Annotated in this window: 8 protein-coding genes; 5 read left to right on the top strand and 3 right to left on the bottom strand. The window is 73.4% G+C overall.

From position 1 onward, the window contains the following. The first annotated feature begins 319 nt into the window (after positions 1-319). Positions 320-1,087 carry a PEP-CTERM sorting domain-containing protein gene (locus AACH11_RS21935; protein ID WP_341376415.1) on the top strand — a complete coding sequence of 256 codons (768 nt, stop codon included), beginning with the start codon at positions 320-322 and terminating at the stop codon, positions 1,085-1,087. Here AACH11_RS21935 and AACH11_RS21930 read toward each other — a convergent pair. Continuing rightward, entirely contained in the window at positions 1,050-1,604 is a 555-nt protein-coding gene (locus tag AACH11_RS21930) for a gamma carbonic anhydrase family protein (RefSeq protein WP_341376414.1), read from the bottom strand. The two genes, AACH11_RS21935 and AACH11_RS21930, sit on opposite strands and share 38 nt — an antisense overlap. 371 nt (positions 1,605-1,975) lie before the next feature. Between AACH11_RS21930 and AACH11_RS21925 the strand changes: the two genes are divergently transcribed. Together AACH11_RS21925 and AACH11_RS21920 are read left to right on the top strand one after the other, a co-directional pair. Next, positions 1,976-4,540, top strand: coding sequence for an EAL domain-containing protein (locus tag AACH11_RS21925; RefSeq protein ID WP_341376413.1), 2,565 nt, complete (start codon positions 1,976-1,978; stop codon positions 4,538-4,540). 174 nt (positions 4,541-4,714) lie between these two features. Next, positions 4,715-7,735 carry a PAS domain S-box protein gene (locus AACH11_RS21920; RefSeq protein ID WP_341376412.1) on the top strand — a complete coding sequence of 1,007 codons (3,021 nt, stop codon included), beginning with the start codon at positions 4,715-4,717 and terminating at the stop codon, positions 7,733-7,735. A gap of 37 nt (positions 7,736-7,772) precedes the next feature. On the opposite strand, the gene nirD is transcribed toward AACH11_RS21920, so the two are convergent. Both nirD and nirB read right to left on the bottom strand, forming a co-directional pair. Further along, on the bottom strand, positions 7,773-8,114 hold the full coding sequence (nirD, locus tag AACH11_RS21915; protein WP_341376411.1) for a nitrite reductase small subunit NirD: 342 nt from the start codon (positions 8,112-8,114) through the stop codon (positions 7,773-7,775). Between the two features lie 38 nt (positions 8,115-8,152). Next, positions 8,153-10,678 carry a nitrite reductase large subunit NirB gene (gene nirB / locus AACH11_RS21910; protein ID WP_341376440.1) on the bottom strand — a complete coding sequence of 842 codons (2,526 nt, stop codon included), beginning with the start codon at positions 10,676-10,678 and terminating at the stop codon, positions 8,153-8,155. 582 nt (positions 10,679-11,260) lie between these two features. Between nirB and AACH11_RS21905 the strand changes: the two genes are divergently transcribed. Next, complete coding sequence (locus AACH11_RS21905) at positions 11,261-14,167, top strand: hypothetical protein (protein WP_341376410.1); 2,907 nt, start codon at positions 11,261-11,263, stop codon at positions 14,165-14,167. Then, a complete protein-coding gene (locus AACH11_RS21900; protein WP_341376409.1) occupies positions 14,164-15,090 on the top strand; it encodes a hypothetical protein in 927 nt (308 codons plus the stop codon). The genes AACH11_RS21905 and AACH11_RS21900 overlap by 4 nt, the downstream gene beginning before the upstream one ends. Positions 15,091-15,135 lie beyond the last annotated feature (45 nt).

Here is a 15,135-nt window from a genome sequence, read left to right as displayed (position 1 = left end):
GCGGGCTTCTCCGCTTATCGGTCGCCGCGGCGGCGGATTGAGCGCTGCCGTTCCGGATCCGGTCCGCGGATGACGTCCGCCACGCCGGGGGGCCGCGGCCATCGCGGGCCGCCGGGGGATCCGCACCGATCGGCCCCCTCCTGTTCACGGGAGATGCGGCCCCCGGACCCCCCGGAGTGCGCGTTCCCGGGCGCAGCCGGCGGCGACCGGGCCCCCTCACAATCGGCGTCATGCACCAGGGGGGTGGTCAGCACCGACACCGCCCGGCCCCCGGGGGCCCGGCCCCGGGCCACCGAGAACCGTCGAGGGAGAGTCAACCGTGTTCCATTCCATGCTGGTGGCCCGCCCACCGGCCGATGCCGCTGTTCCGTCACCGCGTGCCCTGGCACGTTCTTCCGCCCGCCGCCCGGGCCTGACGCCGTTGTGGGCCGCGCTGGCGGCCGCCTGCGTCCTGGCCTTCGCCGGCACCGAGGCCCGCGCCGCCACCACCGCCTGGGACGAGGCCGTGCAGGGCGATCTGTCCAACGACTGGCGCAACCCGGCCGAGGTCACGCTGGCCTACGGCGAGAACCTGATCTCGGGCGCCACCGGCCGCGCCGCCCCGGCGGGCACCGGCGTGATCGACCGCGACTACCTGAGCTTCACCGTGCTGCCGGGCCAGACCGTCACCGCCATCACCGTGCTGGCCGGCACCCAGAGCGACACCGTCAGCTACCCGGTGTCCTTCGTCGGCCTGATCGCCGGTGACCAGGGGGTCGATCCGGCCACCACGCCGACCAGCACGCTGGCCGCGCAACTGATGGGCTACCACCTCTACGGCCCGGCCGATGTCGGCAGCGACATCCTGGCGACGATGTCGAGTGGCACCGCCTTCACCGGCGCGCCGTACAACCAGCCGGCGGCCCAGGGCTTCAGCCTGCCGCTGGGCGAGGGCACCTACACGCTGTGGATGCAGGAGACGGTGGTCGGCCAGTTCGACTACCGCTTCAGCGTCACCGTCGTGCCCGAGCCGGCCTCGGCCGTGCTGGCGCTGGCCGGTCTCGGCCTGCTCAGCCGCCGTCTGCGGCGCGGCACTGCGCCGCGCTGACGGCGACCAGGCGCGTGGCCATGCGCCCGGCCTTGGCCACGTAGACCTCGGCGCCGCGGCGCAGCCGCGCCAGATCCGCCTCCTCCAGCGTGCGCACGGCGCGCGCCGGGCTGCCCAGGATCAGCGAGCGTGGCGGAAACACCTTGCCCTCGGTGACCAGCGCACCGGCGCCCACCAGGCTGTCCTCGCCGATGACGGCACCGTTGAGGATCACGGCCTGGATGCCGACCAGGCTGCCGGCCCCCACGCTGCAGCCGTGCAGCATCGCCTGGTGGCCGACGGTCACGCCCTCGCCGAGGGTGATCGGGTAGCCCGGGTCGACATGCAGCACCGCGCCTTCCTGGATGTTGCTGCGCGCACCGATGGTGATGTGCGTGTTGTCGGCCCGGATCACCGCGCCCGGCCAGACGCTGGCCTGGGCGCCCAGGCGCACGTCACCGATCAGTGTGGCCTCGTCGGCGACCCAGCTGTCGGGCGCCAGGGTGGGCATCAGGTCGTCAAGGCGGTAGATCGTCATCGGGCTTCCGTGCGGGAGAACAAAAGGGGCGTCTGCGGTCGGTCGTGACCGCCGCGGCAGACCGGGCCCCGCATGGTGCCAGACCCGCTCCGGTCGTGGTCCGCGTGTGTCCGTGGGGCCCGCCGGGCGCCGGCCGCGTCCCCGAAATTCAGGGGCGTGACCCGGGGTCTGCGTTCGCTGGCGGCGCGTAGACTCTAAGCCTCCAGATACGCGGGCGATCCGCGTCGGTTGCTTCTTTGTCCGTCGTTCCATCCGTCCTGTCCGTTTTCTGCCCGTCGGCCGCCGTGCGCTGCACGGCCGGTGCGCCGGTCTTCCGTGGGCCACGGTCTGCGCCGCTGGCCGCGCGGGCCCGGTGCGGGTGGCGGGCGGTGGTGTGCGCGGGGCTGCGGGTCGGTCTGCTGGCCGGTCTGCTGTGGGCCATCGGTGGCCTTCTGCTCGCCGCCCACGCCGCCGCTGGCGCTCCGTTGCGCGACGAGCCGGCCATCGATCTGGCCGGACCCGCCGAGGCCCTGCCCCTCGTCGAGCGCATGCAGGTCCTGCGCCGTCCCTACGATGACGTCCAGGATCCCGGGCTGCTGCTGCGCCAGACCGGCTGGCTGCCCGCCACCGTGGCCCATCGCAACGCGTCCTGGCAGCCGTCGACGATCTGGTTGACGGCGCGCTTCACCAACCGCGGCAGCCAGCCGCTGCAGCGCCATCTGGTGCTCACGCCCTGGCGGGTGCAGCGCGTGGCGATGTCGTGGCGGCCCGATGACGCGAGCGCCCCCTGGACCACCGTGGCCGGCGGCCGTGATGCGCTGGCCCGCATGGCGCGCACCGAGTCGGCCGAGCCCCGGCTCACGCTGACGCTGGCCCCCGGGCAGACGGTGCGCGTGCTGGTGCGCCTGCAGGACCTGACGGTGCCCACCACCCAACTGACCGCCTGGGCCCCCGCGGCCTGGCAGCGGGCGCAAACGTTGGACCTGATCGGTCAGAGCGGGATGCTGCTGCTGGCCGGCCTGATCTTCGGCCTGCTGGCCCTCTCGCGCGAGCGCGGGCTGATCCTGCTCGGAACCTGGTTCGGGGTCTGCGTCGGCTTTGAGCAGGTGTTCAACGGCATGCTGCTGGTCTGGCTCTGGCCGGCGGTCTTCGCGCCCCTGTCGGTCAGCCTGATCGCCGTCTTCGGCGCCCTGGGCACGGCCTTGTTCGCCTGGATCACCCAGGTGCTGCTGCGCCTGCCACCGCGTGAGCCGCTGACCGCGATCCTGCTCGGCCATGCGCTGCTGACGGTGGCCGTCGCCACCCTGGCCTTCTTCACCGAGGACCATGCCCGCGTGCGGCTGGCCGTCAGCAGCCTGGCGCTGATCGGCCTGCTGTGGTGGCCGGTGGTGGTCTGGCGCCAGCGGGCGCGGGTGCCGGCCGATCGGGCCGGGGTGCGGCGTGCGCTGGTGCTCTCCTGGGCCGTGGTGGTGCTGTATGCGCTGATCGCGCGGGGCGGGCCCAAGACGGCCGGGCTGCAGGTGCTGCGCGAGCTGCTGCGGCTCGATGTGCTGTCCATCGGCTGCGTGATCGTCGTGCAGCTGGCCGCGCGCCGGCGCCAGCGCCGGCTCGAACATGGCCGCATGCACGATCTGGCCTATCAGGACAGCCTGACCCTGCTGCCCAACCGCCTGGCGGCCAGCCAGTTCCTGGGCGCGGCGCTGCAGGCCCTGGACCAGGGCCGGCACGCGGGCCTGGGCGTGCTCTACCTGGACCTGGACGGGTTCAAGCAGATCAACGACACGCACGGCCACGCCGTCGGCGACCGCCTGCTGTGTGCCTTCGCCGACCGGCTGCGGGAGCTGGTGATGCCGGGCGATCTGGCCGCGCGGCTGGCGGGTGACGAATTCATCGTCGTGCTGCCGGCGCGCGAGGCTGAGGCCGTGCGGGCGATCGCCCTCCACATGGACCGCGCGCTGCGCGAGCCCTACACCATCGACGGCGTGGTGCTGCACGCCGGGGGCTCGATCGGCCTGGCCTGCGCCCCGGCCCATGGCCGCGATGCCGAGACGCTGATGCGCCACGCCGACACCGCGCTGTACGCCGCCAAGCGCGACGGCACCCGCCAGGTGCGCGAGTACGAGCCGCGGATGAGCCTGGCGCTGGCCGAGCAGCAGGCCCTGCGCGAGGCGCTGCACGAGGCCTTGCGCACCGAGGCCTTCGAGCTGCACTACCAGCCGCAGCGCCGCCTGAGTGACGGCCGCGTCACCGGAGTCGAGGCCTTGCTGCGCTGGCGCCGCGCCGATGCCACGCTGATCGCGCCCGGCCGCTTCCTGGCCGTGGCCGAGGAATGCGGGCTGCTCGCCGAGATCGGCACCTGGGCCCTGCGCCAGGCCTGTCGCCAGGCCGTCGGTTGGGGCGACCTGACGGTGTGCGTCAATGTCTCGGCACCGCAGCTGCGCTCGGGTCGCCTGCTCGACGAGGTGCGCGATGCGCTGCAGCGCAGCGGTCTGCCGGCGCAGCGCCTGGAGCTCGATCTGACGGAGGCCTCGCTGGCCGCCCTGTCGCCCGAATCCCAGGCCCAGCTGCCGCAGCTGCGGGCGCTCGGCGTGCGCCTGGCGATCGACGACTTCGGTGCCGGCCATGCCAGCCTCGCCTGCCTGCAGCGCTTCGCCGTCGACCGGCTGAAGATCGACCATGGCTGCGTCGCCGCCCTGGAGCAGGGCGCCGGTGGCCAGCAGGCGGCGCTGCTGGTCTCGCTGCTGCAGGTGGCCCGCCGCTTCGGTCTGCAGACGGTGGCCGAGCGGGTCGAATCGGCGGCGGGCTGCCAGCGCCTGATCGAGCTCGGCTGCGACTGCGTGCAGGGCCACGCGGTGGCCATGCCGATGCCGGCCGCGCGTGTCGCGTCCTGGTTGCTGCAGGCGCCTTCCGGCTGGGCCACCTTGCAGCTCGGCGCGGGGACTGCCGGCCGGTCTTGATCTGAGTCAGGTCGGCGCCCGCCGGCTTGAGGCCGAATCGGTGCATCGGTCCTGACCGCACGGGTGGGGACTTCCGGCACGGGCCCTGCCCGTGGACCGATGATGGCGGTGCCGTCCGGCACCGGCGTGCAATCGCGCCACGGCCGAGGCAGGCCCGAAGGGAAGCGGTGGGTGATGAATCCCTGGCAGAACTCTGCGCTGGCGCTCGAGGGTGATCCCCGGGCCTGGTCCTGGCTGCGGCGGCTCGTTGCCGGCGGCCACGGGCTGGTGCTGGCCGTGCTGGTGCTCGGTGTCGTCGGCGTGCCGTCCTGGGCGGAGCGGCTGCTGCACGCCGGCGTCGATCCGGTGCTGCGCACCGGTGTGCACCTGATGTGCGAGAGCCTGCTGGTGGCCAACCGGGTGGCCGTGCTGCTGCTGCTGCTGGGTCTGCAACGGTCGCCCCTGCGGCCGGCGCTGCGCCCGCTCGGTCCGACGCTGGCCGTGGTGCTGGTCTGCGAGACGCTGCATCTGCTGGGCTGGCTGGGCCTGGCCGGTCCGCAGGGGCGCTGGGCCTCGCCGGTCTGGGCCTGGGTGGCGTTGCTGCTGCAGCTGCCGGTGTGTGCCTGGACCGCCTGGCGGCTGCCGCGCACGCTGCCCGATGGCGGGCCCTGGCTGCGCCAGGCGCGGCTGGGCCTGTACGCGTCGGTGCTGCTGCAGGTGCTGGCCGCCGGGGCCTTCATGCGCTCGTCGGCGCCGGCCGATGCCGCCTGGCTGGCCGCCCACCTCGACAAGCTGCTGGCCGCGCTCGGTCTGACCTGGGCGCTGTACGCGCTGGGCGTGCGGCTGCCGCTGGGCGCGCTCGAACGGCAGCGGGCGCAGCAGCGCGCCCTGCTGGCCGCGCTGCCGGCGCCCGTCTGGTTGAAGGATCCGGACGGCGTCTACCTCGCCTGCAACGCGGCCTTCGAGCGCCTGTTCGGGGCGTCGGAGTCGGCCATCGTCGGCCGGCGGGACACCGATTTCGTCGACGACCAGCAGGCCGCCGACTTCGCCCGCACCGACCGCCAGGCCATGGCCCAGATCCTGCCGCAGACCGACGAGAAGTGGCTGACCTTCAAGATCGACGGCTACCGCGGCCTGTTCGAGACCACCAAGTCGGTGATGCGCAGTCCGGGCGGCCGGCTGATCGGGGTGCTCGGCATCGCGCACGACATCACCCGCGCCCGCGCGACCCAGCAGGCGCTGGACCGGCGTGAGGCGATCTTCGGCGCCATCGCCAGCCAGGCCATCGATGCGATGGCGCTGATCGATGCCGACGACGGCCGTCTGCTCGAGTTCAACGATGCCGCGCCGCGCATGCTCGGCCATGACCGGGCCGGCTACACCGGTCTGGGCATTCCGGACCTCGAAGCGGTGATGGACCGGGCCGAGGTGCTGCGCCGTCTGCAGGTCCTGCGCGACGGTGGCGAGACCTCCGTCTTCGAGTCCCGCCACCGCCACCGCGACGGCCGTCTGCGCGACGTGCTGGTGCGGGCCCGGGCGGTCGAGGTCGACGGCTGCTGGCGCGTGGCCGCGGTCTGGTCCGACATCACCGAGCGCAAACAGGCCGAGGCCGCGCTGCGCGAGAGCGAGCAGCATCTGCGCAACCTGGCCGACGCCGGCCCGGCGCTGATCCGCACCACCGACGCCCTGGGCCACTGCGATTACGTCAACCGCCCCTGGCTGGCCTGCACCGGTGGCGCACGCGACGGATCGCTGGCCGAGGGCTGGCTGCTGGCCGTCCACCCCGAGGACCGGCCCCGCGTGCGCCAGACCCTGGCCCGCGGCGTCGAGCTGCGCCAGACCTTCCAGATCGACTACCGCCTGCGCCGCCACGACGGCCGCTGGCGCTGGATGCGCGACCATGCCGCGCCGCGCCGCGACAGCCTGGGCCACTTCATCGGCCACGTCAGCCTGCTGCTGGACGTGACCGAGGCGCGCGAGCAGCAGCTGGAGCTGCTGCGCTACCGCCAGCACCTGGAGCAGCTGGTGCAGGAGCGCACCGCCGAGCTGGCCCGCGCCAAGCTCGCGGCCGAGGAGGCCAATCTGGCCAAGACCCGCTTCCTGGCCAACATGAGCCACGAGATCCGCACGCCGCTGAACGCGATCATCGGCATGGCCCATCTGGTGCGCCGCGCCGGGGTCACCCGCCAGCAGGCCGACCGCCTGTCCAAGATCGATGCGGCCGGCGACCATCTGCTGGCCACCATCAACGCCATCCTGGAGCTCTCGCGCATCGAGGCCGGCAGCCTGGTGCTGGAAGAGGCCGAGCTCAGCGTCGAGGCGCTGGTCGACCAGGTGCGCTCGATGCTGGCCGACGGCGCCCGCGCCCGTGGCCTGCGCCTGCAGACCGGGTTGCATGAGGTGCCGGCGCAGCTGGTCGGCGATGGCACGCGGCTGCGCCAGGCGATGGTCAACTACGTGGCCAACGCGATCAAGTTCAGCGAGCAGGGCACCGTCAGCCTGCGGGTGCGCTTCGTCGCCCAGGATGCCCGTGGCGTGCTGCTGCGCTTCGAGGTGCAGGACGAGGGCCCGGGCATCGCGCCGGAGCTGCAGGCGCGTCTGTTCACGCCCTTCGCCCAGGGCGATGCGTCGACCACCCGGCGCTACGGCGGCAGCGGCCTGGGCCTGGCGCTGACCCGTCGGCTGGCCGAGCTGATGGGCGGCGAGGCCGGCGTCGAGAGCCAGCCCGGCGTCGGCAGCGTGTTCTGGTTCACCGCCCGGCTCGGCCACGGGCGCTCACCGCAGGGCGTGCTGCGGCCGGCCGCCAGCCGCGCCGAGCTCAGCCTGCGCGAGCGCCATGCCGGCGCCCGCGTGCTGGTGGCCGAGGACGAGCCGGTCAACCGCGAGGTCACCAGCCAGCTGCTGGCCGATGTGGGCCTGCAGGTCGAGGTCGTCGAGGACGGCCTGACCGCCGTCGAGCGGGTGCGTCGGCAGCCCTGGGACCTGGTGCTGATGGACATGCAGATGCCGCACATGGACGGGCTGGACGCCACCCGCGCGCTGCGCCAGCTACCCGGGGGGCCGCAGCTGCCGGTGCTGGCGCTGACCGCCAACGCCTTCGCCGAGGACCGGGCCCGCTGCCTGGATGCCGGCATGGACGACTTCATCGCCAAGCCGGTCGACCCCGAGGCGCTGTTCGCCACCGTGCTGCGCTGGCTGGACAGCGGCCGGGCCTGAAGGCGCCGGCCGCACGGGGCGCGGGGCTGGGCGCGCCTCAGGCGCCGAGCGCCACCAGCACCCGGCCGGCCTCGATGCGCACGCGGTGTGCCTGCACCGAGTGCTCGGGGAACTCCAGGCAGGCGCCGGTCTTCAGGTCGAAGTGGTTCTTGTACAGCGGCGAGGCGACGACGATCTGCTCGCCCAGATTGCCCACCAGGCCGCGCGACAGCACGCTGGCCCCGCTCTTGGGGTCGATGTTGTCGATGGCGTGGAAGGCCTCGGTGCCGACACGGAAGACGGCGACGTGGCGGCCGTCCACCCGGGCGCAGACGCCGGTGTCGGGCAGGATCTCGTCGACGCCGCAGATGGCGGTCCAGTTCAGGGTCTCGGTGCTCATGGTCGGATCAGCGGAAGTTCAGCAGGGCGGCGGCGGGCTCAGGACGCGGTGGCGGCGGCGATGTCCCGCTCCTCCGGACGGGCCGGACGGATCTGGCCACGCTCCTCGACGAAGACGATGTGCTCGTCGCCCTTGTCGCTGTTGACGAAGCTGCGGAAGCGGGCGCGCACGGCCGGCGTGGTCACCGCGGTCTTCCACTCGCACTGGTAGGTCTCGACCACGTGCTGCATCTGGGCCTCCAGCTCGGCGGCCAGGCCCAGCTTGTCGTCGATCAGCACGCTCTTGAGGTAGTCCAGGCCGCCTTCCATGTTGTCGCGCCAGGTGCTGGTGCGCTGCAGCCGGTCGGCGGTGCGCACGTAGAACATCAGGAAGCGGTCGATCAGCGCGATCAGCTGGGCCTTGCTCAGATCGGAGGCGATCAGCTCGGCGTGGCGCGGCTTCATGCCGCCGTTGCCGCAGACGTAGAGGTTCCAGCCCTTCTCGGTGGCGATCACGCCCACGTCCTTGCCCTGGGCTTCCGCGCATTCCCGCGTGCAGCCCGAGACGCCGAACTTGATCTTGTGCGGCGCGCGCAGGCCCTTGTAGCGGTTCTCCAGCTCGACGGCGAGGCCGACCGAGTCGTCGACGCCGTAGCGGCACCAGGTCGAGCCGACGCAGCTCTTGACCGTGCGCAGGCTCTTGCCGTAGGCGTGGCCCGACTCGAAGCCGGCGGCGATCAGCTCCTCCCAGATCAGCGGCAGCTGCTCCAGGCGGGCGCCGAACATGTCCACCCGCGCGCCGCCCGTCACCTTGGTGTAGAGGCCGTACTTCTTGGCCACCGTGCCGACCGCGATCAGGCCGTCGGGCGTGACCTCGCCGCCGGGCATGCGCGGCACCACGCTGTAGGTGCCGTCCTTCTGGATGTTGCCCAGGAAGTAGTCGTTGCTGTCCTGCAGCTTGGCCAGCTCGGGCTTGAGCACGAAGTCGTTCCAGACCGAGGCCAGGATCGAGCCGGCGGCCGGCTTGCAGATGTCACAGCCCAGGCCCTTGCCGTGGGCGGCCAGCAGGGCGTCGAAGGTCTTGATCTGGCCGACGCGCACCAGGTGGTAGAGCTCCTGGCGCGAGTAGGCGAAGTGCTCGCAGACGTGGTTGTTGACCGCCATGCCCCGCTTGGACATCTCGGCCTTCATCACCTGCGTGACCAGCGGCACGCAGCCGCCGCAGGTGCTGCCCGCCTTGGTGCAGCTCTTGATCGCGCCGATGGTGCACTGGCCGTCGGCCACGGCCAGGTTGATCTGGCCCTTGGTGACGTTGTTGCACGAGCAGATGACGGCGCTGTCGGGCAGGGCGTCGGGGCCCAGGCCGGGCTTTTCCTTGCCGTCGCTGCTGGGCAGGATCAGGAACTCGGGGTCGGCCGGCAGCGCGATGCCGTTGAGCGCCATCTGCAGCAGGGTGCCGTATTCGTCGGCATTGCCCACCAGCACGGCGCCGATCAGCTGCTTGCCGTCGGGGCTGGCGACGATCTTCTTGTAGATCTGGCGCAGCTCGTCCACATAACTGAAGATCTTGGCGCCCGGCGTGCGGCCGTGCGCATCGCCGATCGAGGCCACGTCCACGCCCATCAGCTTGAGCTTGGTGCTCATGTCGGCGCCGGTGAACTGCACGTCGGTGGCGCCGGCGATGTGGCGCGCGGCCACGCGGGCCATGTCGTAGCCCGGGGCCACCAGGCCGAAGGTCTGGTCGTTCCAGGCGGCGCACTCGCCGACGGCGTAGATGTCGTGGTCGGCGGTGCGGCACTCGCTGTCGATGACCACGCCGCCGCGCGGGCCGATGGGCAGCGCGCACTGGCGGGCCAGTTCGTCGCGCGGGCGGATGCCGGCCGAGAACACGATCATGTCGGTCTCCAGCCAGGTGCCGTCGGCGAAGACCATGCGGTGGTGCGCGGTGGCGCCGTCGGTGATCTCGGTGGTGTTGCGGTTCAGATGGACCTGGACGCCCAGCTCCTCGATCTTGGTGCGCAGCACCTTGCCACCGGCGTCATCGACCTGCACGGCCATCAGGCGCGGCGCGAACTCCACCACGTGGGTCTGCAGGCCCAGGTCGCGCAGCGCCTTCGCGCATTCCAGACCCAGCAGGCCGCCGCCGACGACCACGCCGGAGGTGCAGGTGCGCCCGGCATCCTGCATCGCCACCAGATCCTCGATCGTGCGGTAGACGAAGATCTGGCTGCGATCGCGGCCGGCGACCGGCGGCACGAAGGGATAGCTGCCGGTGGCCAGCACCAGCTTGTCGTAGGACAGCACCTCGCCGTCGGCGGTGGTCACGGTCTTGGCGCGGCGCTCGATGGCCACGGCCCTGGCCTTCAGGCGCAGGCTGAAGCCGGTGCGCTCGAAGAAGCCCTCGCTGACCAGGGACAGGTCCTCCGCGCTCTTGCCGGCGAAGAACTCCGAGAGGTGGACGCGGTCGTAGGCCGCGCGCGGCTCTTCGCACAGCACCGTGACTTCGGCGCCTTGGAGGCCGCTCTCGGCCAGGCTCTCGAGGAACTTGTGGCCCACCATGCCGTGGCCGACGACGACGATCTTCAGGGTCATGGGTGCTCCAGACGGAAGGGGTGTCAAGGGAATCGGGAAAACATCGATGCGCGGCGGATCCGGAAGGCGGAATCGGGCACGGCCGGGCTGCGGCATCGGGGAGAGGGGCGGGCGGGGGACATGGCCGGGCGGCCATGCGGACGGGCCATGGCCGGTCGCGACACCCAGGCACCCGCCAGCGGCAGCAGGTGCGGATCCGGCCAGTGCTGCACGCTGGGGCGATGCGGCCGGTCCGCTTGAATCGAAGCAAGCGGCGTGCCCGATGTCGGATGCCCGGTGAGCGGCCCTGCGCCCGGGGCGGTCACCGGGTGCAGGGCCGGGCGGCGCGCGTCGTGCACCGGGCGGGGCCCGTGTCGATGCACCAGATGCGTGCGTCGTATGCCCCAGCCTGGGGTTCTGCTGCGCCGGACCGGTCGTCGGACTTTCGGCGGATCAAGCAAGGGGGGGCGGGTGGCACCCGGGGGTGCGGCCGGCGACCGCCGACCTAGCATCGCCCGGCCAGGGGCGGTGCATCGTCCGTCCGGGCCTGCCGGCCCCGCACATGGCGCGGCGGCCGGCCCGCAGCAGGAGCCGACCATGCCCGATGTCCCGTCCGCCGATCCCGCCCCGCCCTGGTTCAACGAGGCCTTCGACGGCCCCGTGCTCGACGACCGGCGCTGGGTCGGCGGTTACTGCAACGAGGTCGACGAGGCGCTGCTGTCGGTCGACCGCGGCCTGCACGTGCGCCTGATCCGGGGCAGCCGCTACGTGTCGGCCGCGGTGCTGACGCGGGTGCCGGTGCGCGGCGATTTCGTCGCCACCGTCGGCTTCTCGACCGGGCATCCGGGCCCCGGCACCACGCTGGAGATCGCGGCCATCACGCTGGACGGTCCGCGCGACACCCAGCTCGACCAGAACCTGGCCACGGCCTACGACCGCAGCCTGGTCTTCGATGTCCATGGCGCGCCGCCCTATGTCAGCAGCGAGTTCGACGAGGCCGATGGCGCGCGCATCGGCTGGAACCGCGGGCCGGCCCTGACCACCGTACGGCAGGAGGTGACGGCCGCCGGCACGGCCACGCTCAGCATCTCGGACAACCGCTACAACCGCTACGGCCCGTCGAGCTGGCCCGAGCAGCCGGTGCGCGGCCCGGTGACGGGCTGGCTGGCGCTGGCCCGCCAGGGCGAGGACTGGGCGACCTGGTACCGCTGCCGGGATGAGCCGCAGTGGCGCCTGTCCGGCGTGGTGCGGGCGATGAATCTGGCCGGGCCGGTCTTCATCCGCCTGGGGGCCAAGCACTGGCCGAAGAACGGGCGCAGCGCGCCGGGCACCGCGGTGCGCTTCCACGGCTTCGCGCTGGCGCCGGCGCTGCCGGGCTGCGTGCCGCCGATCGATGCGCCGCTGACCGATGCGCCGTCGTCCTTCGCCGGCCGCGCCACGGCGCCCGGCCGGCCATCGGCTGCCGGCACCGGCACCGCGACCGCCACTGCCGGCACCACCGCCACCGCCACCGCCACCGCCACCGCCACCGCCACCACAGGCGTCTGGCCCGGCCGCGGCGTGCCGCCGCCGGAGGTCGCCATCACCCAGCAGGTGCGTGCCTGCCAGGCCTGCAGCTGGTCGTCCGAGGAACTGCGCTTCGGCGCCTTTCTGCATGTGCGGCCGGTGGAGGCTGCCGATGGCGCCGACACCGCTGATGGCGCCGATGGCACCGCGGCGGCCGCCCCCGGCCCGGCCGGACCGACCGACGAGAGCCCGCCGGTGATCCGCGTCCAGGTGGAATCGCTGGAGCGGCCGCAGCCCGATGCCCTGTACGGCTGCCGCAAGGCACCGCTGATGCTGGTGGGCATCAACCCCAACCTGGGTCAGGGCTGGCTGGCGCCGTCCGCCCGTGACAGTGCCCTGTCCGCCCGCCCGGCCGATGATGACACCCCGGGTGAGCGGGCCACCGAGTCCACCGGCTCCTGGCTGTTGCGCCGGGCCACCCGCGAGGATGCGGCCTATGCCCGCCACCACCGCCATGCGCCCTCGCATCGGCTGTGGGCGACGCGGGTGGCGGACCTGGAGGCGCTGCTGGCCGATGGCCGCAGCCCGGTCGTCGCGGCCGCTGCGTCGGTGCTGGCGCCTGCACCGCCCCGCGAAGGCAAGCCGGATCCCCGCGGCCACACCTGGCGCAGCGTCGACCGGCGCTGGATCAGGCTGACCCTGTGGCCGAGCCCGGCCGAGCCCGCGGGCCCCCTCCCGGCGGCCGGTGCCGCCGAGCCTGCGGCCACCACCACGTCGCCCACGCCGCCCACGCCGGCCGTGCCGTCCTCCCCGGAGGCAGCGGCCGTCCAGATCGCCGAGCGCAGCTGGCCGGCCGACGCCCAGTGGCTGGTGCTGCGCCAGCGGGCGCAGGCCGGGCAGACCGTCGCCGGCATGGCCGATGCGGCCTCGGCGGTCGGTCGCCAGCTCGACGCCCGGGCCGGGCCGGTGGACCGCTACTACGCCCAGGCCGATCAGGTGCTGCAGGCCCTCGGCCGTCATCTGGCGCCCGCGGGCGGCCGGCTGCGCCTGGGCGAGGACCTGTCGTTGCACGACGCGCTGGCCTGTGCCAGTCCGGCCTGGTCGAACTGGAAGATCCCGGCGGAGGCCACCCAGCAGGCCTGTGTCCAGCACCACGGCTGGCTGCACCGCCAGATCGCCCACAGCCGCCCGCGCGTGCTGCTGGTGACCAGCTCGACCGCGTTGCGCCTGATGGCCTCCGATCGCCATGGCCGCTTCAGCCCGCCGCTGCCGCTGCCCGGTGCGTCCGTCTGGTCGGAGATCGGTGGTGCGGACGATCTGCGCCGCTGGGTCGCCGACCACGGCCTGACCTGGACACCGCAGGGCCAGGCCCCCATCCCGGTCGTGCTGGCCGGCCATCTGTCCTACGCCGACAGCCTGGCGCCGCAGTGCCATGTGCCGGTCCGGCAATGGGACGCCTTCTGCGCGCTGTTTCCGGACGCGGTGCAGGTGCTGGTGAACGCCGGCCTGGTGGACGGCCGGACCATTGCCGCGGGATCTGCTGGCGCTCCGGCCCCTGCGGCTCCTGCGGCGCCCGCGGCCGCCCGTCCCCAGGTGATCCGCCTGAGCGCGCGTGGGGCGGACCGGCATGCGCCGGTCTGGCAAGCCCTGGCGGGCTGCCGCCGCAGCGGCACGTTGCCGCCCGATCTGGCCACGGTGCGGCTGCCGGGCGCGTCCGCGGCCGACGCGCTGGAGCCCTGGTGGCACGACCCGCAGCAGGAGCTCATCGCGCGGCTGCTGACGGCCGTGCGCGCACAGAAGGTGGCCTGGGATCCGCAGCGCCAGGCGCTGGCGCGCGAGGTCGGCGACTGCCGCTACTGCGACAACGACTGGTGGCAGATCGACGGCGGCTGCCGCTATGCCGGCGCGGTGCCGCCCGGCCCGCCCAGCCCATCGAATCCGCCGGACCTGCCCAGCCCGCCCGATCCGCTCACCGCCCAGCAGGAGACCCGCCCATGACCGCCCCCGCCCCCGCCACCCATCTGCGCGTCTGGCGCGGCTGGCGCCTCGATGCGCTCAAGCGCGAGCGCTTCGAGGAGCACCTGAGCGCGACCTTCATCCCGGCCACCGCCCAGCTGATGGCGCAGTTCGGCCTGCAGTGCTACATCCCCGGCCTGCCCAGGCCCGTGCCGGAGTCGGGCCCCCCCGACGCCGTGACCGATCCGGTGCCCGATGAGGTGGCGCTGCTGTTCTACCGCAGCCGTCGCGACTACGACGCCGCCCGCGACACCGTGGCCGGCCGCACCTACAGCCTGCTGCACGAGGCGGCGTTCCGCTTCGGCACGCCGACGCCGGGTGCGCCGACCTCCTCCAGCGACGTGGCGGCGCATCCGGACCGGCCCGAGGACGAGCCCAGCCGCACGATCTGGCGGCCACCGCCGGACGCGGGCGCGCCGGCCTTGGAGGATCCGGGCTCGGTCGTCGTGTTCGCGGTGCTGCGGCTCAAGCCGCCGCGCGTGCTGCACGATCCGGCCCGGCTGCTGCGCCTGCTGGCCGACGCGTCCGACGAGCTTGGCACGCCCGCCGAGTCCGGCGAGATCACCGCGGTCGGCGAGGCCGTGGCCTTGCCCGAGCGCCAGCACATCCTGCTGTGGCTGGCGGTGCGTAAGGCCTCGTCGCCATCGCCACCTCCGGCAGACTCGACCGAGTGGGCGCAGCGTCGGGTCTCGCCCGAGGAGCGCCTGCTCAAGCGCATCGCCCTGGAGCTGGGCGCCACGCTGGCCGACTGGCAGATCGCCACCGACCTGAAGGCCCCCCCGCCGTTCTCCGCCGCGCATCCGACACCTTCCGGTGCGGTCAATATCCCGGGCGCCGGTGGGGGCAAGGACCAGCCAGCCCCCCGCGTCTGGCGTTATGCCGGCCTGCGGCCCGGGCCGCTCTGAGGCAGGTCGAGCCGGGCCCGGCCGAGCCGGGGAAGGGGCGGACCC

Origin of the sequence: Pseudaquabacterium rugosum (assembly GCF_038066575.1) — a bacterium.
Lineage (GTDB): Bacteria > Pseudomonadota > Gammaproteobacteria > Burkholderiales > Burkholderiaceae_C > Pseudaquabacterium > Pseudaquabacterium rugosum.
This window is presented reverse-complemented; position numbering and strand designations above follow the sequence as displayed.

What these genes read in the sequence shown, in the direction of transcription:
- AACH11_RS21905 (WP_341376410.1), top strand. Translation starts at nt 11,261, where the DNA reads ATGCCCGATGTCCCGTCCGCCGATCCCGCCCCGCCCTGGTTCAACGAG.
- AACH11_RS21930 (WP_341376414.1), bottom strand. Translation starts at nt 1,604, where the DNA reads ATGACGATCTACCGCCTTGACGACCTGATGCCCACCCTGGCGCCCGAC.
- AACH11_RS21900 (WP_341376409.1), top strand. Translation starts at nt 14,164, where the DNA reads ATGACCGCCCCCGCCCCCGCCACCCATCTGCGCGTCTGGCGCGGCTGG.
- nirD (WP_341376411.1), bottom strand. Translation starts at nt 8,114, where the DNA reads ATGAGCACCGAGACCCTGAACTGGACCGCCATCTGCGGCGTCGACGAG.
- AACH11_RS21920 (WP_341376412.1), top strand. Translation starts at nt 4,715, where the DNA reads ATGAATCCCTGGCAGAACTCTGCGCTGGCGCTCGAGGGTGATCCCCGG.